Origin of the sequence: Bacteroides sp. 90-K9/2, from assembly GCF_047310725.1 — a bacterium.
GTDB classification, from domain to species: Bacteria; Bacteroidota; Bacteroidia; order Bacteroidales; family Bacteroidaceae; genus Bacteroides; species Bacteroides vicugnae.
The window spans coordinates 1797160-1820910 of sequence record NZ_JBCGVL010000001.1; the positions used below are offsets into that span (position 1 = coordinate 1797160).

18 protein-coding genes and 1 tRNA gene are annotated in these 23751 nt (G+C 43.0%); 13 read left to right on the forward strand and 6 right to left on the reverse strand.

Annotated elements, in window-relative coordinates; genetic code table 11:
- The first annotated feature begins 8 nt into the window (after positions 1 to 8).
- Complete coding sequence (locus AAHJ11_RS06750) at positions 9 to 1862, forward strand: DUF349 domain-containing protein (protein WP_148366456.1); 1854 nt, start codon at positions 9 to 11, stop codon at positions 1860 to 1862.
- A 242-nt stretch (positions 1863 to 2104) separates the two neighbouring features.
- Here the strand turns inward: AAHJ11_RS06750 and AAHJ11_RS06755 are convergent.
- Positions 2105 to 2175 (reverse strand) — tRNA-Gln (locus tag AAHJ11_RS06755).
- A gap of 264 nt (positions 2176 to 2439) precedes the next feature.
- Between AAHJ11_RS06755 and rsfS the strand changes: the two genes are divergently transcribed.
- Genes rsfS through AAHJ11_RS06770 form a run of 3 tightly spaced genes read left to right on the forward strand, consistent with a single transcriptional unit; the run spans position 2440 to position 5833 of the window.
- On the forward strand, positions 2440 to 2799 hold the full coding sequence (gene rsfS, locus AAHJ11_RS06760) for a ribosome silencing factor (protein WP_148366457.1): 360 nt from the start codon (positions 2440 to 2442) through the stop codon (positions 2797 to 2799).
- 9 nt (positions 2800 to 2808) lie between these two features.
- Positions 2809 to 4968: an ATP-dependent zinc metalloprotease FtsH gene (ftsH, locus tag AAHJ11_RS06765; RefSeq protein ID WP_320975266.1), complete on the forward strand. Its 2160-nt coding sequence runs from the start codon at positions 2809 to 2811 to the stop codon at positions 4966 to 4968.
- Between the two features lie 16 nt (positions 4969 to 4984).
- Positions 4985 to 5833 (forward strand): phosphatidate cytidylyltransferase, encoded by an 849-nt coding sequence (locus AAHJ11_RS06770; protein WP_195358420.1) that lies wholly within the window; start codon positions 4985 to 4987, stop codon positions 5831 to 5833.
- A gap of 102 nt (positions 5834 to 5935) precedes the next feature.
- Here the strand turns inward: AAHJ11_RS06770 and AAHJ11_RS06775 are convergent, their stop codons facing one another.
- The 3 genes from AAHJ11_RS06775 to surE all read right to left on the reverse strand — a co-directional run bounded on the left by AAHJ11_RS06775 (position 5936) and on the right by surE (position 8866).
- Positions 5936 to 6718: a NigD-like protein gene (locus tag AAHJ11_RS06775; RefSeq protein WP_148366460.1), complete on the reverse strand. Its 783-nt coding sequence runs from the start codon at positions 6716 to 6718 to the stop codon at positions 5936 to 5938.
- A 93-nt stretch (positions 6719 to 6811) separates the two neighbouring features.
- Positions 6812 to 7948 carry a lipid-A-disaccharide synthase gene (lpxB, locus tag AAHJ11_RS06780; protein ID WP_259011366.1) on the reverse strand — a complete coding sequence of 379 codons (1137 nt, stop codon included), beginning with the start codon at positions 7946 to 7948 and terminating at the stop codon, positions 6812 to 6814.
- A 150-nt stretch (positions 7949 to 8098) separates the two neighbouring features.
- Positions 8099 to 8866, reverse strand: coding sequence for a 5'/3'-nucleotidase SurE (gene surE, locus AAHJ11_RS06785; protein WP_148366462.1), 768 nt, complete (start codon positions 8864 to 8866; stop codon positions 8099 to 8101).
- Positions 8867 to 9223: 357 nt separating this feature from the next.
- On the opposite strand from surE, the gene AAHJ11_RS06790 reads away from it, so the two are divergent.
- The 5 genes from AAHJ11_RS06790 to AAHJ11_RS06810 all read left to right on the forward strand — a co-directional run bounded on the left by AAHJ11_RS06790 (position 9224) and on the right by AAHJ11_RS06810 (position 15420).
- A complete protein-coding gene (locus AAHJ11_RS06790; protein WP_122135576.1) occupies positions 9224 to 9988 on the forward strand; it encodes a ParA family protein in 765 nt (254 codons plus the stop codon).
- An 11-nt stretch (positions 9989 to 9999) separates the two neighbouring features.
- Positions 10000 to 10890, forward strand: a complete 891-nt coding sequence (locus AAHJ11_RS06795; RefSeq protein ID WP_413579220.1) for a ParB/RepB/Spo0J family partition protein — start codon at positions 10000 to 10002, stop codon at positions 10888 to 10890.
- Positions 10891 to 11778: a DUF5683 domain-containing protein gene (locus tag AAHJ11_RS06800; RefSeq protein ID WP_148366463.1), complete on the forward strand. Its 888-nt coding sequence runs from the start codon at positions 10891 to 10893 to the stop codon at positions 11776 to 11778. It begins immediately after the preceding gene.
- Positions 11779 to 11811: 33 nt separating this feature from the next.
- On the forward strand, positions 11812 to 13107 hold the full coding sequence (locus AAHJ11_RS06805) for a lytic transglycosylase domain-containing protein (RefSeq protein WP_074638096.1): 1296 nt from the start codon (positions 11812 to 11814) through the stop codon (positions 13105 to 13107).
- Positions 13108 to 13179: 72 nt separating this feature from the next.
- Positions 13180 to 15420, forward strand: a complete 2241-nt coding sequence (locus AAHJ11_RS06810; RefSeq protein WP_008776780.1) for a RelA/SpoT family protein — start codon at positions 13180 to 13182, stop codon at positions 15418 to 15420.
- A 7-nt stretch (positions 15421 to 15427) separates the two neighbouring features.
- Here AAHJ11_RS06810 and AAHJ11_RS06815 read toward each other — a convergent pair whose 3' ends face one another.
- Together AAHJ11_RS06815 and AAHJ11_RS06820 are read right to left on the reverse strand one after the other, a co-directional pair.
- Positions 15428 to 15772, reverse strand: coding sequence for a MerR family transcriptional regulator (locus tag AAHJ11_RS06815; protein WP_004301384.1), 345 nt, complete (start codon positions 15770 to 15772; stop codon positions 15428 to 15430).
- 20 nt (positions 15773 to 15792) lie between these two features.
- Positions 15793 to 16761 (reverse strand): M23 family metallopeptidase, encoded by a 969-nt coding sequence (locus tag AAHJ11_RS06820; protein ID WP_074638095.1) that lies wholly within the window; start codon positions 16759 to 16761, stop codon positions 15793 to 15795.
- A 107-nt stretch (positions 16762 to 16868) separates the two neighbouring features.
- Here AAHJ11_RS06820 and alaS point away from each other — a divergent pair, with 107 nt between their 5' ends.
- The 4 genes from alaS (at position 16869) to AAHJ11_RS06840 (ending at position 23735) form a co-directional block, all read left to right on the forward strand.
- The gene (alaS, locus tag AAHJ11_RS06825; protein WP_074638093.1) at positions 16869 to 19487 is read left to right on the forward strand and encodes an alanine--tRNA ligase; all 2619 of its coding nucleotides are present in this window, start codon (positions 16869 to 16871) and stop codon (positions 19485 to 19487) included.
- Between the two features lie 382 nt (positions 19488 to 19869).
- On the forward strand, positions 19870 to 22107 hold the full coding sequence (locus AAHJ11_RS06830) for a GH92 family glycosyl hydrolase (RefSeq protein ID WP_320975267.1): 2238 nt from the start codon (positions 19870 to 19872) through the stop codon (positions 22105 to 22107).
- A gap of 25 nt (positions 22108 to 22132) precedes the next feature.
- Entirely contained in the window at positions 22133 to 22687 is a 555-nt protein-coding gene (locus tag AAHJ11_RS06835; RefSeq protein WP_148366466.1) for an RNA polymerase sigma-70 factor, read from the forward strand.
- Positions 22688 to 22724: 37 nt separating this feature from the next.
- Positions 22725 to 23735, forward strand: a complete 1011-nt coding sequence (locus AAHJ11_RS06840; RefSeq protein WP_195648580.1) for a FecR family protein — start codon at positions 22725 to 22727, stop codon at positions 23733 to 23735.
- Positions 23736 to 23751: the final 16 nt, after the last annotated feature.

The following is a 23751-nucleotide window of genomic DNA, read 5'->3' on the forward strand; positions in this document are numbered from 1 at the left end:
AATATACAATGATGGACGCTCATGACACTAATCAACCCTTGAACCAAGGGGAATTAGAAGAAGAAAAGAAAACAGTCGAGGTTTCTGAAGCTATTACAGAGACTCCGACTGAAGAAGTTACTGCCGAAGTTCAACCTGAAGCAGCCCCTAAACCTGCCACTAAGGAAGATGTACTAAACCAGCTGAAAGAGCTTGCGCAAGATGCCGAAAATGCGAACAAGCAGGAAATTGACAATCTGAAACAATCATTCTACAAGTTACATAATGCCGAGTTGGAAGCTGCTAAGGTACAGTTTACAGACAACGGTGGAAACATTGAAGATTTTGTTGCCCAAGAGGACCCGACAGAGGAAGAATTCAAACGTCTGATGGGGGTTATCAAGGAAAAACGCAGCAGACAGGTTGCTGAATTGGAACGCCAGAAGGAAGAAAACCTGCAAGTGAAACTTTCCATTATCGAAGAACTGAAAGAATTGGTGGAATCCGGAGATGATGCCAACAAATCTTATACAGAATTCAAGAAGCTGCAACAGCAATGGAATGACACGAAATTGGTACCGCAAGGCAAAGTGAATGAACTTTGGAAAAACTATCAATTATATGTAGAGAAGTTCTACGATTTATTGAAACTGAACAATGAATTCCGTGAATACGACTTCAAAAAGAATCTGGAAATCAAGACGCGCCTCTGCGAAGCTGCTGAAAAGCTGGCTGACGAGGAGGACGTGGTTTCCGCTTTCCACCAACTGCAGAAGTTGCATCAGGAATTCCGCGATACAGGTCCGGTAGCCAAAGAACTGCGTGATGAGATCTGGAATCGGTTCAAAGCCGCTTCTACCGCTGTCAACCGCCGTCATCAGCAGCACTTCGAGTCGCTGAAAGAGGCCGAGCAGCACAATTTGGACCAAAAGACCGTAATCTGCGAAATCGTTGAAGCGATTGAGTATGATGAATTGAAGACATTCTCTGCTTGGGAAAATAAGACTCAGGAAGTGATTGCCCTGCAAAACAAATGGAAAACCATCGGTTTTGCACCTCAAAAGATGAATGTGAAAATCTTCGAACGTTTCCGCCATGCCTGCGATGATTTCTTCAAGAAGAAAGGAGAATTCTTCAAGAGCTTGAAAGAAGGTATGAACGAGAATCTGGAAAAGAAGAAAGCACTCTGCGAAAAAGCGGAAGCTTTGAAAGACAGCACGGACTGGAAAGTTACTGCCGATGCGCTGACCAAACTTCAAAAAGAATGGAAGACCATCGGACCGGTAGCCAAGAAACATTCGGATGCTGTCTGGAAACGTTTCATCACTGCTTGCGACTACTTCTTTGAGCAAAAGAACAAGGCTACTTCTTCACAACGCTCTGTCGAAACAGAGAATATGGAAAAGAAGAAAGCATTGATTGAAAAGTTATCCGCTATCGATGAGAACATGGATACTGAAGAAGCGAGCAATCTGGTTCGGGATTTGATGAAGGAATGGAATTCTATCGGTCACGTGCCGTTCAAAGAAAAAGATAAGCTATACAAGCAATATCACGGATTGATCGATCAGTTATTCGACCGTTTCAATATCAATGCTTCCAACAAGAAGTTAAGCAACTTCCGTTCGAACATCAGCAATATCCAGGGAGGCGGAACTCAATCTTTATATAGAGAACGTGAGAAACTAGTGCGCACTTATGAGAATATGAAGAACGAACTTCAGACTTATGAGAACAATCTGGGCTTCCTGACTTCTACTTCCAAGAAAGGCAGCAGCTTGTTGACTGAACTAAACCGCAAGGTAGACAAGCTGAAAGCAGACTTGGAACTAGTATTACAAAAAATTAAAGTAATCGACGAATCAATTAAAGCAGAAGAATAATCCTCTGCCCGATTTAGAGAAATAAAAGAAACCGGTTTTATGCTCGCTTGAGCAATAAAACCGGTTTCTCTTTTCTAGCAAACAAGCTTATACAGCCTTTAAGGATTTATTTATTAAACATCAACCCCACGTATTCTTTTCACAGCAAATATGTGTTTCTTCTGACTATAAATGTCAGAAAACAATAAAACCCTGCAAGATTTAATTCTTAGCAGGGTTCTATCTAAATTGACGTTGATTTGTTGGGCTACCTGGATTCGAACCAGGAATGACAGGACCAGAATCTGTAGTGTTACCATTACACCATAGCCCAATGATTTTCGTTTGCGGGTGCAAAGATACAAATATTTTGGGAATTCAAAACAATTCTGATATTTTTTTTGCAAAAATGTCCAAATAAGCTTTCTAAACAAAAGTATCTCCACTAAAAAACACAAAAATTGAGGGATAACTTTCTTGTATCCAATAAATCAGCGTATATTTGTCAAAAATATCACGTTTATAATCAGAAACAAAGGGTTGCCTTTTTTTGTTATAAACAAATAGAGAACATAAATTATTAATCTCAATTACAGGAATGAACGATACTAAAGTATTAATTGAAAAAATAAAAGAAGGAATTCAAGAGAAAAAAGGTAAAAAGATAATCGTTGCCGATTTAACCAGCATAGAAGATACCATCTGTAAATATTTCGTTATCTGTCAGGGAAATTCTCCTAGTCAAGTGAGTGCCATTGTAGATTCAATCAAGGAATTTACACGCAAAGGTGCGGATAGCAAACCTTATGCAATCGATGGGCTCCGGAATGCAGAATGGGTGGCAATGGACTATGCCGACGTACTGGTACACGTTTTTTTGCCGGAAGTAAGAGCTTTTTATAATCTTGAACACCTTTGGGCAGATGCCAAACTCACTCAAATCCCCGATCTAGACTAATTAATGATTATGGACAATAATAATAGCAATAATAGCAATAATAACAATAGCAATAAACCTAATAATAAGGTTAATATGCCTAAGTTCAACCTGAACTGGATGTATATGATTATTGCCCTTATGCTTCTCGGCCTCTGGTGGGGCAGTGATTCAAAGGGAGCTGGAAGCAAAGCTGTAACTTACAGTGAGTTTCAGGACTACGTAAAAAAGGGCTATGTAAGCAAAGTATTGGGTTATGAAGATAAGTCAATCGAAGCTTTTCTTAAACCGACTGCTGTAGGAGCTGTTTTTGGAGCAGATTCTACCAAAGTAGGACGTAACCCTATCATTACAAGTAGAACGCCATCTACCGATAAACTGGAAGAGTTTTTGCAGGCAGAAAAGGAAGCCGGTCATTTTGACGGCTCTTCTGACTATCCGCCCAAATCGGATATTTTCCCCGCAATCCTGATTCAGATACTCCCGCTTGTCTTGCTTGTAGCGTTATGGATCTTCTTCATGCGCCGTATGAGCGGAGGTGGCAGTGGTGGCCCCGGTGGTGTATTTAACGTAGGAAAATCAAAAGCCCAGCTTTTTGAAAAAGGCGGAGCCATCAAGATTACATTTAAGGATGTAGCGGGTTTGGCAGAAGCTAAACAAGAAATAGAGGAAATAGTAGAGTTCTTGAAGGAACCGCAGAAATATACGGATTTGGGAGGTAAGATCCCTAAGGGAGCATTGCTGGTAGGCCCTCCGGGAACCGGTAAAACTTTGCTTGCCAAAGCTGTGGCGGGTGAAGCTAATGTTCCTTTTTTCTCACTGGCAGGTTCTGACTTCGTGGAAATGTTTGTGGGTGTAGGTGCATCCCGTGTTCGCGACTTGTTTAAACAGGCTAAAGAAAAAGCTCCCTGTATCGTCTTTATCGATGAGATTGATGCCGTAGGACGTGCTCGTGGCAAGAATCCTGCAATGGGAGGAAATGACGAACGTGAAAATACATTGAACCAGTTATTGACAGAGATGGACGGTTTCGGTTCCAACAGCGGTGTGATTATCCTCGCTGCTACTAACCGTGTAGACGTACTTGATAAAGCGTTGCTCCGTGCAGGACGTTTTGACCGTCAGATACATGTGGATCTGCCTGACTTGAATGAACGTAAAGAAGTATTTGGTGTGCATTTGCGCCCGATCAAAATAGACGATAGTGTTGATGTAGACTTGCTGGCTCGCCAAACTCCGGGATTCTCGGGTGCGGATATCGCCAATGTCTGCAATGAAGCTGCACTGATTGCTGCCCGCCACGGAAAGAAATTTGTAGGCAAGCAAGACTTTCTGGATGCGGTAGACCGTATCATCGGTGGTCTGGAAAAGAAAACCAAGATTACTACGGAAGCTGAAAGACGTTCCATCGCTTTGCATGAAGCAGGACACGCCTCTATCTCCTGGTTATTGGAATATGCCAATCCGTTGATTAAGGTAACTATCGTTCCCCGCGGACGTGCATTGGGAGCTGCCTGGTATCTGCCGGAAGAACGTCAGATTACTACTAAGGAGCAGATGTTGGATGAAATGTGCGCCACTTTAGGAGGACGCGCCGCTGAAGATTTATTCCTTGGCCGCATTTCAACTGGTGCCATGAACGACTTGGAAAGAGTGACCAAACAGGCATATGGTATGATTGCTTATTTAGGTATGAGCGACAAGCTGCCGAATTTATGTTATTACAACAACGATGAATATTCTTTCAATCGTCCATACAGCGAAAAGACAGCCGAACTAATTGACGAAGAGGTAAAGAGAATGGTGAACGAACAGTATGAACGCGCCAAGAGAATTCTGTCAGAGCATAAAGAAGGTCACAACGAACTGACACAATTACTGATTGACAAAGAGGTAATCTTCGCAGAAGACGTTGAACGTATCTTCGGCAAACGCCCCTGGGCTTCGCGTTCGGAAGAAATCATGGCTGCTAAAGAAAGCCAGGATGCTGCAAGAGCTGAAAGGGAACTTGCCCAAAAGCTGAAAGAAGAAGAAAAAGAAATCAAAGAAGAGGAAGCTGAAAATACTGCAGAGGAACAAGCACCCATTGACACCAAAGTTGCCGCAGCGGGTAACAAGGTTACAGTGGAAGGCAAAGTTACCGTAGAGGGTAAGTCTAATGGAGAAGAACAAGCTAACGAGTCCAACTAATTAAAACGAATAGATTTTGATTAATAATTTCATAAAACGAGCTATTACAGGTGTACTCTTCGTTGCCATCTTGGTAGGGTGCATCCTTTATGATGCATTCAGTTTTGGCATTCTGTTCACCGCTATCAGTGCACTGACTATTTATGAGTTTGCACAGCTGGTAAATATGCGCGCAGAAGGAGTCAAGATAAACAAAACCATTAATATGCTCGGCGGGGCTTATTTATTCCTCGCAATCATGGGATTCTGCATTGATGCAGCCGATTCGAAAATATTCATCCCGTATGTGCTTTTATTGCTTTACATGATGATTAGCGAATTGTATCTGAAAAAGGAGAACCCGGTACTTAACTGGGCTTATTCGATGCTTAGCCAACTTTATATCGGCCTGCCTTTTGCTTTGCTAAATGTATTGGCTTTCCATAACGACCCAGCGTCGGAATTCAGTAGCATAAGCTATAATCCGATTCTACCGTTATCCATCTTTATTTTCCTTTGGCTGAATGACACGGGTGCTTATTGCATCGGTTCACTGATAGGCAAACACCGACTCTTTGAACGCATCTCCCCGAAAAAATCATGGGAAGGTTCTATCGGCGGCGGAGTTGTAGCAATCGGAGTATCTTTTATACTTGCTCACTACTTCCCATTTATGTCAATGATTGAATGGGCAGGACTGGCATTGGTAGTGGTTATATTTGGCACATGGGGCGACCTGACGGAGTCATTGCTAAAACGCCAATTGCACGTAAAGGATTCGGGAAATATCCTTCCGGGACATGGAGGGATGCTCGACCGGTTTGACAGTTCTTTGATGGCTATACCGGCAGCAGTCGTTTATCTATATGCATTAACGTGGTTCTAACAGGAGTTTTTCTCATCGATTAGAATTGCACACAATACAAAAGGTCGGGAACTTCGATAGAAGTATCCCGACCTTTTTCACACACAGTAAATCATAGTTAGGTTATCGGATCGAAGAAGTGGAGTGTACATCCTTCGCAGCTTCCGGCACACCTACCGGATGATCCAGATCAAGAACGATCACTCTTCCTTCTCCATGTTCTCTTGAATTTATGGTCACTTTAAAACCTTTCATTGTTGATTCAGAATCTTTCTCCGTTGGGAAGAACTTTTCCAGATTATAAGAAACTCGTCCCCATCCCCAATAATCGGTTACATCCTCATACGTATTATAACGCAGTTCCAAATGTACGTAACCATCTTCAGCCACATTCAATGTTCCCGGTTCTGACGGTTCTCCCGTTTCTATCTTATTTTGCACAAGACTGATACGATGTTTCTCCGAGCGAGGCAGTTCCTGACGAAAAATTACATTCAGGAATTTTCCTCCCAACCACATATCACCCTGATAAATCAGGATAGGATCATTGCCGAATTCCACCGCTTCTTCCTCTGTGGTCATATCTTCTACTTCCTTTGTCAACAATTCCTGTACACCTTCCATCTTCACCTGAACTCCTTTTCCTCCTTCCATGTCATACAAAGGATTGAAAAAAGCCACTACACGTTCACCGTCCACCGGTTTAAACCAAGGTATGGAAGTAGCAACCGGATCAATCAATCCCCAACGATCACCTTCCAAATAATAGCCTCCTCCACCGGTTGCACGAACGGTCGCCCAGTCCCAGCTAAAGTCTCCGATAGAATAGCCATCATCATCACATGATTGCAACATTGGCACTAATGCCAATAACAACATTCCTAAAAGCCACTTAAATTTTTTCATATCTTTTTTCCTTTCTTTTTTAGTCTTCTGCTTAATAAATAAAAAAGCCGTGCAATTACTGCATCGGCTTTACGTTTATTCAGAAAAAGAAAGTTATTTTTTCAACAAATGCAGCATTTCACGAGCTGCACGACGGGGAGCACCGGCAGGTCCCAACCGTTCAGCCATATATTCATATCCCGAAAGCATTTCATTTCTATATGCTTCATTTCCAATGATATTTTTCAATTCACTCTGCATATTCTTCACGGTCATCGTATCCGCCACCAGCTCTTTTACCACTTCACGGTCGGCAATCAAATTAACCAACGAAATAAATTTCACGGTCAAGATATGACGCCGCAAGAAGGAAACTATTTTCCCTATCGGAGTGTGATAACAAACGACTTGGGGAACACGGAACAATGCCGTCTCAAGAGTAGCCGTGCCTGAAGTGACCAAAGCCACATCTGCGTGTTGCAACAAACGATAGGTTTGATCGAAAATGATTTTCACTTTCGCCTCTCCTACATATTTTTTATAATATTCGGGAGCAATGGCAGGAGCACCCGCCAGAACAAGCTGATAATCAGGAAAAGCAGAAGCCGCCTCCAACATATCCGGCAGATTATCTTTGATTTCCTGTTTCCGGCTACCTGCAAGAAGAGCTATTATCGGTTTATCTTCCAGTTGATTCTCCGCAATAAACAAATCCTTATTTTTCGGATGAGCTTCCTGATAGGCCACCACCTCATCCACGGTAGGATTTCCAACATAGTGAATGGGATATTGATGCTTTCCTTCGAAGAAATCTACTTCAAAAGGAAGAATGGAAAAAAGTTCGTCTACATCTCGTTTTATATTCTTAATGCGATACTCTTTCCACGCCCATATCTTCGGAGAAATATAATAATAAACCGGAATCTGTGTCTTTGCATGGACAAACTTGGCTATATCCAGATTGAATCCCGGATAGTCCACCAGAATAACAACATCCGGTTGCCAGGAAACAATGTCTTCTTTACAACGCTTCATATTTGCAAAGATAGTGCGCAGATGGAGCAACACGGGAATAAACCCCATGTACGCCAGTTCTTTATAATGTTTCACCATCGTTCCTCCAACGGCAGCCATCAAATCACCTCCGAAAAACCGGAAATCAGCCTGCGGATCTTCGGCCTTTAAGGCAGCCATCAGATGAGAAGCGTGCAAGTCGCCGGAAGCTTCGCCGACAATCAAATAATACTTCATAATAGTTGATAGGTGATAGGGGATAAATGATAGGTGATAGGTGATAGGGGATAAATGATAGGTGAAAATTAAAACATGACAACCACTAAGTCGTGTCTTGTAACCGATTCTCAACTCAACATCTATCGCTTATCACCTATCATTTATCAACTAATTAAACCATTTGTTAAGTTCATCCATAAAGTGATAAGCTGTCACATCAACCGTGGTCGGAGTGATAGCAACATAGCCATTTGCCAAAGCCCAATGATCATTCTTCTCATTTTCAAGCTCGTGGTCGGTAAATTCGCCGGTCAACCAGAAATAATTCGGATCGTTCAGACGGGGACAGGCAGCCCATTCGTTCGTCCAACGACCTTTTGCCTGTTCACAGATTTTGATTCCTTTGATATCGGTTGTATTCGGGAAATTTACGTTCAGGCAGGTCAAAGGAGGAAGTCCTTTTTCCAGTACCATGGCGGCAATACTGCGAATATAAGGTCCAGCAGCTTCAAAATCGGCATCAGGTTCATGATTACACAAAGAGAAGCCAATAGAAGGGATTCCATTCAAACAACCTTCGAACACCACTCCCATCGTGCCGGAATAATGCACGTTAGTGGCGGAGTTATCCCCATGATTGATACCACCGACTACCAAGTCCGGTGTCCGGTCGAGCACTGTGTTCCGTGCCAATTTGATACAATCGGTCGGCGTTCCCGAACATTTATAAACAGTTAAACCTACCTCTTTCTTTACTAACTGGTAATGAACAGGCTGCGTCACCGTCAGCGCACAACCACTGCCCGAACGCGGAGCATCAGGTGCCATTACCACAATATCTCCCAAAGGGCGAAGAAACTTCACCAGTTCATTAATCCCTTTAGCCATCACGCCATCGTCATTTGAAACAAGTATCAACGGCTTTTCATTTTCCATATCTTCAATCCTTTCCTTTTTTATATTCGCACAAAAGTAACAAAAAGAAGCCGTACCGCCAAACACCTCCCTGCATCAGATCGAAAAGTCTCTTTCCACCCCATTCCTACCCGTTTACAAATCTTAATCTTCTGCAAGCGAGCAAAAAAAGAAATAGATATCCAATATAAATATGTATATTTGCAAGCTCGTTAAAGAGAAAAGTAGATGATGCAACCTGTTGAAGTTTTGTAACCGTTTCGTCCGACAGTTATTAACAAAACAGGCGACTTATCAACAGAAATTGCAAAGTTTCTCTTTTTTCGTAGGCGCTCTAAGGATTTATCACTTATTTCGCTGCCAATAAATTTAGAGAATATGGGAAAAATTATTGCTTTGGCCAATCAAAAGGGTGGTGTAGGAAAAACAACGACTACGATTAACCTCGCAGCTTCACTTGCTACACTGGAAAAAAAGGTACTCGTGATAGATGCCGACCCGCAAGCTAATGCCTCTTCCGGTCTGGGAGTAGACATCAAGCAGTCGGAATGCACTATCTATGAGTGTATTATTGACAGAGCCAACGTACAGGACGCTATCCTTGACACGGAGATTGATTCTTTGAAAGTGATCTCTTCGCACATCAATCTTGTAGGGGCAGAGATTGAAATGCTGAACCTCCCAAACCGAGAAAAGATACTGAAGGAAGTACTCACTCCTTTGAAAAAAGAATATGACTATATTCTGATAGACTGTTCTCCTTCATTAGGACTAATCACGATCAACGCCCTAACGGCAGCGGACTCGGTGATTATTCCCGTTCAAGCTGAATATTTCGCTCTTGAAGGTATCAGCAAACTATTGAATACCATTAAAATCATCAAGTCGAAACTGAATCCGGCTTTAGAGATCGAAGGTTTCCTGCTGACGATGTATGATTCTCGTCTGCGTCAGGCTAATCAGATCTATGACGAAGTGAAACGGCATTTTCAAGAACTGGTGTTCAATACCGTTGTTCAACGAAATGTAAAATTGAGCGAGGCTCCCAGCTACGGTGTTCCGACCATCCTTTACGATGCGGAATCTACCGGTGCCAAGAACCACTTGGCTCTTGCTAAAGAGATTATCAACCGAAATAAATAAAAGAAGAAGATATGGCAACACAAAAAAGAAATGCATTAGGACGCGGTTTAGACGCCTTGCTCTCAATGGATGATGTGAAAACCGAAGGGTCTTCTTCCATTAATGAAATAGAGCTGGCAAAGATTACTGTCAATCCTAACCAGCCCCGCCGTGAGTTTGACGAAACAGCGTTGCAGGAACTGGCTGATTCCATTGCGGAAATCGGTATCATCCAACCTATTACTTTACGCAAACTCTCGGACGATGAATATCAGATCATCGCGGGAGAACGTCGTTATCGCGCTTCACAAAGAGCAGGCTTGAAAACAATCCCTGCTTATATACGCACCGCCGACGACGAAAACATGATGGAAATGGCGCTGATTGAAAATATCCAGCGTGAAGACCTGAATGCCGTAGAAATCGCACTTGCCTACCAGCATCTGCTCGATCAGTATGAACTGACACAGGAACGTCTTAGCGAACGTATCGGAAAGAAAAGAACGACAATCGCCAACTACCTGCGTTTACTAAAATTGCCGGCTCCCATACAGATGGCCCTGCAAAACAAGCAGTTGGACATGGGACATGCCCGTGCGCTGATTTCATTAGGCGACCCGAAACTACAAGTTAAAATATTCGAAGAAATACAAGAGCACGGATATTCAGTCCGCAAAGTAGAAGAAATTGTTAAATCATTAAGCGAAGGAGAAGCGGTGAAAAGCGGTACGCGGAAAATAACACCGAAACGTACCAAACTTCCCGAAGAGTTCAACTTATTGAAGCAACAACTCTCTGGCTTTTTCAACACCAAGGTACAACTCACCTGCTCTGAAAAGGGAAAGGGAAAGATCAGTATTCCTTTCGGTAACGAGGAGGAACTGGAACGTATCATGGAAATCTTCGATACGCTAAAGAAGTAAATGACAAGAAAAAGTAAGAAATATCAGTTACTAGTCAGCGCCCTGCTTCTCTGTTTTTTACAGGTGGCAGGGATTGATGTGTATGCACAGTCCACTGTTACTCCAGTACGGAAAGATACAACAATCATACAGCGTGAAGCACCGAAAGCCCGTGCACGAAGGCATCGCGAACCGATTGCACAGGATTCGACAAGACAGGATTCTATCCGGATCATACCCTCCAAAGAACTTCCGGCCATCGACAGCTTGTCAGCTGCCAAGATACAGATAGCAGACAGTCTGGACGCAGCCAACAAGAAAGAGCTGAAAAAGATAGAACAGCCGTCATCGATTGTTGTAAAGACCGACAGTGTACCGCCAACGACTCAAGATATTAACAAGAAGATATTTATCCCGAATCCGACCAAAGCTACCTGGCTGGCAGTCGTATTCCCCGGTGGAGGACAAATTTACAATCGTAAATACTGGAAACTACCTATTATATATGGAGGGTTTGCAGGTTGTGCCTACGCGTTAAGCTGGAACGGCAAGATGTACAAAGACTATTCGCAAGCCTATCTGGACATCATGGACAGCAATCCGAACACCAAAAGTTACGAGGATTTGTTGCCCCCGAACTCCACTTATAATGAGGAGCAGCTGAAAAACACCTTAAAAAGAAGAAAAGATATGTTCCGTCGTTATCGGGACCTTAGTATATTTGCATTTATCGGAGTTTACCTGATCTCTATCATCGACGCTTATGTAGATGCGGAGTTATCCAACTTCGATATAACCCCCGACTTGAGCATGAAAGTAGAGCCGGCCGTTATTGATAATAACAACCAGTTCCGCTCCAACAGCTTTAAAAACAAGTCGGTTGGCCTGCAATGCGTATTACGATTTTAAAAACACAATTTAGATTGATCTTATTATTGAAGCATGAAGAAATTAGTTAGCTATTGTTCGATTATTTTTCTTTTACTAGTGGCCACGTCGCAGGTAAAAGCGCAAAGTGTAGATGTAGTGATTCGTGAAAATGGAACTGAACGCAAAGAAAGCATCGACCTGCCTAAAAGTATGACTTATCCACTTGACAGTCTGTTGAATGACTGGAAAGCTAAAAATTATATTGATTTAGGCAAGGATTGCAGTACGGCTGAAATCAATCCTTTATTCAGTGACTCTGTCTATATCGACCGCTTGTCACGCATCCCGGCCATCATGGAAATGCCTTATAATGATATTATCCGCAAATTCATCGATATGTATGCAGGACGCTTGCGCAATCAGGTTTCTTTCATGCTAAGTGCCTGCAACTTCTATATGCCTATTTTTGAAGAAGCACTGGATGCATACGGACTTCCACTGGAACTAAGATATCTGCCGATTATCGAATCTGCGTTGAACCCATCAGCCGTATCACGTGCAGGTGCTTCCGGTCTGTGGCAATTTATGATTGGTACAGGTAAGATTTATGGTTTGGAATCAAACAGCCTGGTAGATGAACGTCGTGACCCGATTAAAGCAACTTGGGCTGCCGCTCGTTATCTCAAAGAAATGTATGATATCTATGGAGACTGGAATCTGGTAATTGCTGCTTATAACTGTGGGCCCGGTACAATCAATAAGGCAATCCGCCGTGCCAATGGCGAAACTGATTATTGGAAAATCTACAATTACCTGCCTAAAGAAACGCGTGGTTATGTGCCTGCCTTTATCGCTGCCAACTACGTGATGACTTACTACTGCGACCACAATATCTGCCCGATGGAAACCAATATTCCGGCAAGTACTGACACAGTGCAAGTAAACCAAAATCTGCACTTCGAACAAATCGCTGACCTTTGTAATGTACCTCTGGATCAGATCAAGAGTTTGAATCCGCAATATAAGAAGCAAATGATTCCGGGTGACAGCAAACCTTATACGCTAAGACTCCCTATCGACGCGATCAGTACTTTTATCGATAAGCAAGATACGATTTATGCACATCGTGCCGATGAGTTGTTCCGCAACCGCAAAACCGTTGCTGTAAAGGATATTACACCTGCAACCCGTAAAACGACAACAGCAGTTGCCGGTAAGGGGAAACTGACCTATTACACAATAAAAAGTGGAGACACTTTATCCACTATCGCCGGAAAGTATGGCGTCACAATCAAGGATATACAAAGGTGGAATGGAATGTCTAACACTAAAATTGCAGCAGGAAAACGATTGAAAATATACAAATAAATAACTTCCTGCTTGCATCGTTCGGAAATTTGCTTATTTTTGCAGAACTAAGCAAGTGAAAGGATAACAATTATGGATAATCTGGCCCCCAAAGAAATAGCTGACGAAGAGATGATTAATCAGGCGTTCCACGAACTACTGAATGACTATCTCAATACTAAACATCGCAAAAAAGTTGAAATCATTACGAAAGCTTTCAACTTTGCCAATCAGGCGCATAAAGGAATCAAACGCCGTTCGGGTGAACCTTATATTATGCACCCGATTGCCGTTGCCAGCATTGTATGCAATGAAATAGGTCTCGGTTCCACTTCTATTTGTGCAGCCTTGCTGCATGATGTGGTAGAGGACACTGATTACACAGTGGAAGACATCGAGAATATCTTTGGTCCGAAGATTGCCCAGATTGTGGACGGACTGACTAAAATATCCGGTGGAATCTTCGGTGATCGTGCTTCGGCACAGGCAGAGAACTTCAAGAAGTTACTGCTCACCATGTCGAACGATATCCGGGTCATTCTTATCAAGATAGCGGACCGTTTGCATAACATGCGTACTCTTGGCTCCATGTTACCCAACAAGCAATATAAGATTGCAGGCGAAACGCTTTACATCTATGCTCCACTTGCCAACCGTTTGGGGCTCTATAAGATAAAAACGGAGCTTGAGAATCTAAGCTTCAAATATGAACATCCCGAAGAATATGCGGAAATAGAAGAGAAGTTGAATGCTACTGCCGCTGAACGTGACAAGGTCTTCAACGACTTCACAGCCCCGATCCGTACCCAACTGGATAAGATGGGATTGAAATACCGGATACTTGCCCGTGTAAAATCAATCTATTCCATCTGGAACAAGATGCAGACCAAGCATGTTCCTTTCGAAGAAATATACGATTTACTGGCTGTTCGAATCATCTTCGAACCACGCAATGAAGAAGAAGAACTCAACGACTGTTTCGATATCTACGTTTCTATTTCCAAGATATACAAACCCCATCCGGACCGTTTGCGCGACTGGGTCAGCCATCCTAAAGCTAATGGTTATCAGGCATTGCACGTCACTCTGATGGGTAACAACGGACAATGGATTGAAGTCCAGATTCGTAGTGAACGGATGAACGACGTTGCCGAACAAGGTTTCGCAGCCCACTGGAAATACAAAGAAGGAGGAGGTAGCGAGGATGAAGGCGAATTAGAAAAATGGTTGAGAACGATTAAGGAGATATTAGATGATCCGCAACCGGATGCCATCGACTTTCTGGATACCATTAAGCTAAATTTATTTGCTTCCGAAATATTCGTGTTCACTCCTAAAGGCGAACTGAAGACTATGCCGCAGAACTCTACGGCTCTCGACTTCGCATTTTCCCTGCACACGGATATTGGTAGCCATTGTATTGGCGCTAAAGTCAATCATAAATTAGTGCCGTTGAGCCACAAATTGCAAAGTGGTGACCAAGTTGAAATCCTGACTTCAAAATCGCAACGCGTACAACCGCAATGGGAAGTTTTTGCAACCACTGCCCGTGCCCGCGCCAAGATAGCAGCCATTCTCCGCAAAGAGCGTAAAGCAAATCAGAAGATAGGAGAAGAAATCCTTAGTGAGTTTCTGAAAAAGGAGGAAGTCCGTCCGGAAGAAGCTGTTATCGAAAAGCTACGCAAACTGCATAATGCCAAGAATGAGGAAGAGTTGCTGGCTGCCATTGGTAGTAAAGCAATCGTTCTGGGAGAAGCAGACAAGAATGAACTGAAAGAAAAGCAAACCAGTAACTGGAAGAAATATCTGACTTTCTCTTTCGGCAATAGCAAAGAGAAGCAGGAAGAGAAAGAACCGCAGGAAAAAGAAAAAATCAACCCGAAAGAGGTGCTCAAACTGACGGAAGAAAGTTTGCAGAAGAAATATATCATGGCCGAATGTTGCCATCCTATTCCCGGTGACGATGTATTGGGATATGTGGATGAAAACGACCGGATCATTATTCACAAGCGCCAATGCCCTGTTGCCGCCAAATTGAAGAGCAGCTATGGCAACCGCATATTAGCGACCGAATGGGATACACATAAAGAACTATCTTTCCTGGTATATATATATATAAAAGGTATAGACAACATGGGACTTTTGAATGAAGTCACCCAAGTCATCTCCAGACAGCTCAATGTAAATATCCGTAAGCTGACCATCGAAACCGAAGATGGCATCTTTGAAGGAAAAATCCAGTTGTGGGTACATGATGTGGATGATGTAAAAACTATCTGCAACAATCTGAAGAAAATACAGAATATCAAACAGGTGAGCCGTGTAGAGGAATAGCTTTCATTTATTCCCGCCCATCCAGTTCGCGTTTAATGGCCAAAAGCTCTTCTTTGATCGCTTTCAGCTTATTAACGATCTCATAATTACGAACTGTAGCTTCTTTATTATCCTTCAAACGTTGCCGGGCACCGGGAAGTGTCATCCCTTTCTCTTTGACCAAATGATAGATAAGTCCGATCGTTTCTACGTCTTCCTTACGATACTGACGTATTCCTCTTCCTGCTGTCTTAGGCGAGATTTGCGGAAATTCCTTTTCCCAAAAACGGAGTAACGACGGGTTGACTCCGAACATATCGGCAACCTCTCCTATTGAATAATATAGCTTCAATTCTTTATCTGTATTAAGCATAGCACTCCTGTTTAAAGATTTTAATCGAATACTTTACCATGATTGGCTGCCAGCTGAATCATCCTTTCATAATCTTCGGCACTCAAGTCCATGAAATAATAATTGACCGGATTCACGACCTGTCCTTTCACATGCACTTCGTAATGCAAATGCGGACCGGTACTCTTTCCTGTACTCCCCACTTTTCCGATAATCTCACCACGCACTACTTTCTTTCCGACTTTCGTATTAAATCCTTGCAAGTGAGCATATCGAGTGAGATATCCGAAACCATGATCGATTTCGATGGTATTCCCATATCCGGTCTCCCATCCTACTTTCACTACAGTTCCGTTTCCGGTAGCATATACATCTGTTCCCGGATGAGCAGAGAAGTCCATACCTGCATGAAACTTTGTCGTACCGTAAATAGGGTCGATACGTGTACCATAACCGGATGCTGTCTGACGAAGATCTTTATTCGAAATAGGCTGGATAGCCGGAATACATTTCAACATCTCATCATGGTTCTTACACATATCAATCACATCGTCGAAAGATTTCGACTGAATATACAGTCTTTTGGAGAGCACATCCAGTTTTTGAGTCGTATTCACTACCAACTTAGAATTCGCCAAATCCATCAGTTCTTCGTAACGGTTCGTCCCGCCATAACCAGCTTGGCGGATAGCCGGAGAAACAGGATCGGCCTGCAAAATCACCCGGTACAAATTATCGTCACGCTGCTGGATATCCTGAAGTACTCCCATAGCGTCGTCCAGACGACGGGAAAGTACATTATACTGTGCCAAAAGACGGCTGTTCTCAATTCTTAATTCTTTCTCCGATGGAGAGCCAAAAATCAGAAGCAATACAATAAAGCAACCTGCTCCCAACCCCATTCCATAGAAAAGCCGGCGCAGGATACTAAGCGCACGCTGCCGTACGGTAGGGTAAATTCGATCATAAGTCTGGGTCTTTGAATTATAGATGTAGTATACTTTGCGCATCTTTTTGGAAATATTTCGCTTGTTAATACGGCAAAAGTAATAAAAACAAGCTATCTTTGCACAGTTTTTTGAGAATATTAACCTCAACGATAGATATATAGAAGAATATGTTGACTGCAAAAGAGATCAGAGATTCATTCAAGAATTTCTTTGAGTCGAAAGGACACCACATCGTCCCCTCGGCTCCGATGGTGATTAAAGATGACCCTACCCTGATGTTTACGAACGCGGGGATGAACCAGTTTAAAGATATTATTTTGGGTAACCACCCGGCGAAATACCAAAGAGTCGCGGACTCGCAGAAATGTTTGCGCGTTAGCGGAAAACATAATGACCTGGAAGAAGTTGGACACGACACCTACCACCACACCATGTTTGAAATGCTTGGGAACTGGTCATTTGGCGATTACTTCAAGAAAGAAGCAATCAGCTGGGCGTGGGAATATCTGGTAGAGGTCTTGAAACTGAATCCGGAACATCTCTATGCAACCGTATTTGAAGGAAGTCCCGAAGAAGGATTGAGCCGTGACGACGAAGCTGCTTCTTACTGGGAACAGTTCTTGCCAAAAGATCACATCATCAACGGTAACAAACACGATAACTTCTGGGAAATGGGTGATACAGGACCTTGCGGACCTTGTTCCGAAATCCATATCGACCTTCGTCCTGCTGAAGAACGTGCCAAGATCTCCGGTCGCGACCTCGTGAACCACGATCATCCACAGGTGATTGAGATCTGGAATCTCGTATTCATGCAATACAACCGCAAAGCAGATGGCAGCCTTGAGCCGCTTCCAGCCAAGGTTATTGACACCGGCATGGGATTCGAACGTCTTTGTATGGCTTTACAAGGAAAAACATCCAACTACGACACAGATGTATTCCAGCCAATACTAAAAGCTATTGCAGCCATGTCGGGTACAGAATACGGAAAAGACAAGCAGCAGGACATCGCCATGCGTGTAATTGCCGACCATATCCGTACCATTGCATTCTCTATCACAGACGGTCAGTTGCCTTCTAATGCGAAAGCAGGTTATGTGATCCGCCGTATCCTTCGCCGTGCCGTTCGTTACGGATATACTTTCCTCGGACAGAAACAGGCATTTATGTATAAGTTGCTTCCTGTATTGATTGATAACATGGGAGAAGCTTATCCTGAACTGGTTGCACAAAAAACACTGATTGAAAAAGTAATCAAGGAAGAAGAAGAATCATTCCTCCGCACACTGGAAACAGGTATCCGCTTACTGGACAAGACCATGGAAGATACCAAAGCCAGCGGAAAAACAGAAATCAGCGGTAAGGATGCCTTTACGTTATATGATACATTCGGTTTCCCACTCGACTTGACAGAACTGATTCTCCGTGAAAACGAAATGACTGTCAACATTGAAGAGTTCAATGAAGAAATGCAGCAACAGAAACAGCGTGCACGTAATGCTGCCGCTATCGAGACTGGTGACTGGATTGTGCTGAAAGAAGGTACGACCGAATTCGTTGGTTACGATTACACTGAATACGAAGCTTCTATCCTTCGTTATCGCCAGATCAAACAAAAGAACCAAACATTGTATCAGATTGTACTTGACTATACTCCATTCTATGCAGAAAGTGGTGGCCAGGTCGGTGATACCGGCGTATTGGTAAGCGAATTCGAAACGATTGAAGTGATCGATACCAAGAAAGAAAACAATCTCCCGATACATATTACCAAAAAGTTACCCGAACATCCGGAAGCTCCGATGATGGCTTGTGTAGACACTGACAAACGTGCTGCCTGCGCAGCCAATCACTCGGCAACTCACTTGTTGGATGCTGCTTTGCGTGAAGTGTTGGGTGAACACATCGAACAGAAAGGTTCATTGGTTACACCGGATTCATTACGTTTCGACTTCTCTCACTTCCAGAAAGTGACCGATGAAGAAATCCGTAAGGTAGAGCATATCGTCAATGCGAGAGTTCGTGCCAATATTCCTTTGAAAGAATACCGCAACATTCCTATCGAGGAAGCTAAAGAATTGGGGGCTATCGCTCTCTTTGGTGAAAAGTATGGTGACAAAGTACGCGTGATCCAGTTCGGTTCTTCTATTGAATTCTGTGGAGGTACACACGTAGCTGCAACCGGAAATATCGGTATGGTGAAAATCATGTCGGAAAGTTCTGTTGCTGCCGGTGTTCGTCGTATCGAAGCCTATACCGGAGCGCGTGTAGAAGAATTGCTGGATACAGTGCAAGATACACTTAGTGATTTGAAAGCTCTTTTCAACAATGCTCCTGATTTGGGTATTGCAATCCGCAAATATCTGGATGAAAATGCAGGATTGAAGAAGCAGGTAGAAGACTTCATGAAAGAAAAAGAAGCAGCTCTGAAGGAAAGACTGTTGAAGAATATACAGGAAATTCACGGCATCAAAGTGGTTAAGTTCTGTGCTCCGCTACCGGCAGAAGTAGTGAAGAATATAGCTTTCCAACTTCGTGGCGAAATTACAGAAAACCTGTTCTTCGTTGCCGGAAGTATAGACAACGGTAAACCGATGCTGACAGTCATGCTTAGCGACAACCTGGTTGCGGGTGGTCTGAAAGCCGGTAATCTGGTGAAAGAAGCTGCCAAGTTGATTCAAGGTGGCGGCGGTGGCCAACCTCACTTTGCAACCGCAGGAGGTAAAAACACTGACGGCCTACCGGCAGCTGTTGAAAAAGTACTGGAGCTAGCAGGAATCTAAAAGTAAATAAAAAGGGCCTGATAAGAAGATAACAGGCTCACTTTACATAAAGATTTAAAATTAGGCGCGGATTACGCGGATTTCACGGTTTAAAGAATAAAAATCCGTGTGATCCGTGTAATCCGCGCCTAAATATTATACAAATCGAGGCACTGATGAGCACCCCGTCCGACATCGATGAAACAACCCTGCGGCACGAAGGAATACGTTGTCCGATGCCAAGGAATATCGACTAGATGTAGAAGTCTATTTGTCTCTCTTTAAAAATATTAAGCCTAGAATTTAGGCTTGTCACAGTTTTTTTCTACCTTTGTGACCTGATTAATTATTTTTCTTATCCTTCAAATAAATAAAATAAGTAATCACTAATACCTAAAAAGCAATGAGAACACCAGCTTATCTATGCCTGCTGCTAACCTGCATGCTCATTTCTTGTACCTCTACACAAGAAAAACACGAAATAGATTACACATCTTATGTAAATCCATTTATTGGAACCGACTTCACCGGAAATACTTATCCTGGTGCCCAAGCTCCTTTTGGCATGGTACAACTTAGTCCGGATAACGGACTTCCCGGTTGGGATCGTATCTCCGGTTATTTCTATCCGGATAGTACGATTGCCGGCTTCAGCCACACGCATCTCTCCGGCACCGGAGCAGGAGACTTGTATGACATTTCTTTCATGCCTGTCACCCTTCCCTACAAGGAAGCAGAGGCTCCACTTGGCATCCACTCTAAATTCTCCCATAAAGATGAAAGTGCCCATGCCGGTTACTATCAAGTACGTCTGACTGATTACAATATCAATGTTGAACTGACTGCCACCGAGCGTTGTGGTATCCAACGTTATACATTCCCGGAAGCCCAATCCGCCATCTTCTTAAACCTGAAGAAAGCCATGAACTGGGATTTCACCAACGATTCTCATATCGAAGTCGTAGACTCCGTCACTATTCAAGGTTACCGTTTCTCTGACGGTTGGGCGCGCGACCAGCATATCTATTTCCGCACCCGCTTCTCCAAGCCTTTTGAGAAAATGGAACTGGACACTACCGCTATCATCAAAGATAATAAACGCATTGGTACTGCCGTGATCGCCCGTTTCGACTTCAACACCCAAAAGGATGAACAGATACTAGTAAACACCGCTATTTCCGGTGTCAGCATGGAAGGCGCAGCCAAGAACCTGCAAGCAGAAGTCCCCGAAAACGACTTCGACAAATACCTGGCCGAAACGAAAGCAAACTGGAATCATCAACTCGGAAAGATTGAAATAAAAGGGGATAACGAAAATGATAAAGTTAATTTCTACACTGCTCTCTATCACTCAATGATTGCACCTACTATTTACAGTGATGTAGACGGAGCTTACTATGGCCCCGATAAGAAAGTGCACCAGGCCGGCGGCTGGATAAATTACAGTACTTTCTCCTTATGGGATACGTACCGTGCCGCCCATCCCCTCTTTACCTACACCGAGCCGGAGCGTGTTAACGACATGGTGAAATCTTTCATCGCTTTTTACGAACAGAACGGACGTCTGCCTGTATGGAACTTCTATGGAAGTGAAACAGATATGATGATCGGTTATCATGCTGTCCCTGTCATTGTAGATGCCTATCTGAAAGGAATCGGTGACTTTGATGCCAAGAAAGCCCTCGATGCTTGCATAGCAACAGCCAATCTGGATAATTATCGCGGTATCGGACTCTACAAAGAACTAGGATACATACCTTACAATGTAACAGACCACTACAACGCAGAAAACTGGTCGTTATCCAAAACTCTGGAATATGCTTTCGATGATTACTGTATTGCCGAAATGGCAAAGAAGTTGGGTAAGCAAGACATTGCGGACGAATTTTACAAACGTTCTCAAAACTACAAGAATGTCTATAACCCCACCACTTCTTTCATGCAGCCACGTGACGACAAAGGCGTCTTTATCAAGGATTTCAAAGCCGATGACTATACACCACACATCTGCGAAAGCAACGGATGGCAATATTTCTGGTCCGTACAGCATGATATTGACGGGCTGATCGACCTTGTAGGAGATAAAAACCGCTTTGCCGAAAAACTGGACAGCATGTTTACCTACCATCCGGCAGCAGATGATGAGCTGCCCATTTTCAGTACAGGTATGATAGGGCAATATGCACATGGTAATGAACCGAGCCATCACGTTATTTACCTGTTCAATGCCATAGGACAGGAAAACCGCACGCAAGAATATGTGGCGAAAGTAATGAACGAGCTTTATAAGAACGAACCGGCCGGTCTTTGCGGCAACGAAGACTGCGGACAAATGTCAGCATGGTATGTATTCAGCGCTATGGGATTCTATCCTGTAAATCCTGTCGGCGGTAAATATGAAATAGGAACTCCGTTGTTCCCGGAAATGCAGCTACACCTTTCAAATGGAAAAACCTTTACCGTACTCGCTCCCAAAGTCAATAAAGAAAATATCTATATCCAATCTATCAAAGTTAACGGACAGCCGTATGACAAAACGTATATCACCCATGAGCAAATAATGAGTGGAGCGACTGTAGAATTTGAAATGAGCAAGACCCCTAAAATGTCCGGGAGCCCTTTTAAAGAGAGAAACCCTTAAAACCCACCTAAACTAATCAGAGAGAATGAATGAGAACTTCGATGTAACCTACAAAAGTTTATTTCGCAGATACTACCCTAACCTGATCTTCTATGCTACCCGCCTAGTAGGAGAAGAAGAGGCTGAAGACGTGGTACAAGATGTATTTGTAGAACTGTGGAGACGCAAAGACCATATAGAAATAGGCGAACAGATTCAAGCCTTTCTCTATCGTGCAGTCTATACCCGTGCCCTAAATGTCTTAAAACACCGTAATGTAGAAGACGGTTACTGTGCTGCCATGGAAGAAATCAACCAAAAGCGTACCGAATTTTATCAACCGGACAATAATGAGGTAATCCGGAGGATTGAAGACAAGGAACTCCGCAAAGAAATCCACGATGCGATTAATGAACTTCCGGACAAATGCAAAGAAGTTTTCAAGCTAAGCTATCTGCACGATATGAAAAACAAAGAGATAGCTGATGTTCTCGGTGTTTCCCTCCGCACTGTGGAAGCCCATATGTATAAAGCCTTGAAGTACTTACGAAGCCGTCTCAATCCTCTTTGGACAATTCTTTTCTTATTTTTATGGAGATAATGATAAGTGTTTTTGTATTCTGAATTGTATTATTAATATGAAGGAAAAGAAAATGAATAATCTGAGTGAAGAAATAATAAACAAATATCTGACAGGACAATGTTCTGAAGAAGAGCTCGTCGAGGTGAATACCTGGATGAAAGAATCGGAAGAAAATGCCCGCCAGCTCTTTCGCATGGAAGAAATTTATCATCTCGGTAAATTCGACCAGTATGCTAACGAGCAGCGAATACTTCGTGCGGAAAGACGGCTTAATAAAAAGTTGGACGAGGAAAAAAGAAAACAGAGAAAAACAGCACTAAATATGCAGCATTGGATGAAATACGCTGCAATGATTGCTGTAATATTGGTAATTGGCGGCGGGCTCGGATATTGGCTTTATCAAAACGGAAACGACCAACAAATGATGGTCGCAGTAGCCAATGAAGGCATCGTGAAAGAAATCATTTTGCCAGATGGCACCAAAGTCTGGCTGAATAATTCGGCAACTTTAAAGTATCCCCGCGAATTTTCCGAGAAAGAGCGTAACGTTTATTTGGATGGAGAAGCTTACTTCGAGGTAACCAAAAACCGACATAAGCCATTCACCGTACAAAGTGATGCGATGCGAGTACGTGTACTAGGAACGACATTCAACTTCAAATGTGATAGGCATTGCCGAATAGCAGAAGCAACATTGATTGAAGGTGAAATTGAAGTAAAAGGCAACAAAGAAGAAGGACAAATTATTCTCGCTCCCGGCCAACGCGCCGAATTAAACAAAAACAATGGACGCCTGACCGTGAAGCAAGTAAATGCAAAACTGGATGCAGTCTGGCATGATAATCTGATTCCATTTCAGAAGGCGGATATCTTCACAATCAGTAAGGCTTTGGAACGTTTCTATGACGTAAAGATTATTTTGTCTCCGGACATGAAGGCAGACAAAACCTATTCTGGTGTACTGAAAAAGAAGTCAACCATCGAATCCGTGTTGAAATCATTGCAAAACTCCATACCTATCGATTATAAAATCGTAGGAAACAACATCTTTATCTCTCCTAAATAGAGAGATAAAGAACAAA

Coding starts and splice junctions, on each gene's coding strand:
- AAHJ11_RS06750 (WP_148366456.1), top strand. CDS start 9: ATGATGGACGCTCATGACACTAATCAACCCTTGAACCAAGGGGAATTA.
- rsfS (WP_148366457.1), top strand. CDS start 2,440: ATGAACGATACTAAAGTATTAATTGAAAAAATAAAAGAAGGAATTCAA.
- ftsH (WP_320975266.1), top strand. CDS start 2,809: ATGGACAATAATAATAGCAATAATAGCAATAATAACAATAGCAATAAA.
- AAHJ11_RS06775 (WP_148366460.1), bottom strand. CDS start 6,718: ATGAAAAAATTTAAGTGGCTTTTAGGAATGTTGTTATTGGCATTAGTG.
- lpxB (WP_259011366.1), bottom strand. CDS start 7,948: ATGAAGTATTATTTGATTGTCGGCGAAGCTTCCGGCGACTTGCACGCT.
- surE (WP_148366462.1), bottom strand. CDS start 8,866: ATGGAAAATGAAAAGCCGTTGATACTTGTTTCAAATGACGATGGCGTG.
- AAHJ11_RS06790 (WP_122135576.1), top strand. CDS start 9,224: ATGGGAAAAATTATTGCTTTGGCCAATCAAAAGGGTGGTGTAGGAAAA.
- AAHJ11_RS06795 (WP_413579220.1), top strand. CDS start 10,000: ATGGCAACACAAAAAAGAAATGCATTAGGACGCGGTTTAGACGCCTTG.
- AAHJ11_RS06800 (WP_148366463.1), top strand. CDS start 10,891: ATGACAAGAAAAAGTAAGAAATATCAGTTACTAGTCAGCGCCCTGCTT.
- AAHJ11_RS06805 (WP_074638096.1), top strand. CDS start 11,812: ATGAAGAAATTAGTTAGCTATTGTTCGATTATTTTTCTTTTACTAGTG.
- AAHJ11_RS06810 (WP_008776780.1), top strand. CDS start 13,180: ATGGATAATCTGGCCCCCAAAGAAATAGCTGACGAAGAGATGATTAAT.
- AAHJ11_RS06815 (WP_004301384.1), bottom strand. CDS start 15,772: ATGCTTAATACAGATAAAGAATTGAAGCTATATTATTCAATAGGAGAG.
- AAHJ11_RS06820 (WP_074638095.1), bottom strand. CDS start 16,761: ATGCGCAAAGTATACTACATCTATAATTCAAAGACCCAGACTTATGAT.
- alaS (WP_074638093.1), top strand. CDS start 16,869: ATGTTGACTGCAAAAGAGATCAGAGATTCATTCAAGAATTTCTTTGAG.
- AAHJ11_RS06830 (WP_320975267.1), top strand. CDS start 19,870: ATGAGAACACCAGCTTATCTATGCCTGCTGCTAACCTGCATGCTCATT.
- AAHJ11_RS06835 (WP_148366466.1), top strand. CDS start 22,133: ATGAATGAGAACTTCGATGTAACCTACAAAAGTTTATTTCGCAGATAC.
- AAHJ11_RS06840 (WP_195648580.1), top strand. CDS start 22,725: ATGAAGGAAAAGAAAATGAATAATCTGAGTGAAGAAATAATAAACAAA.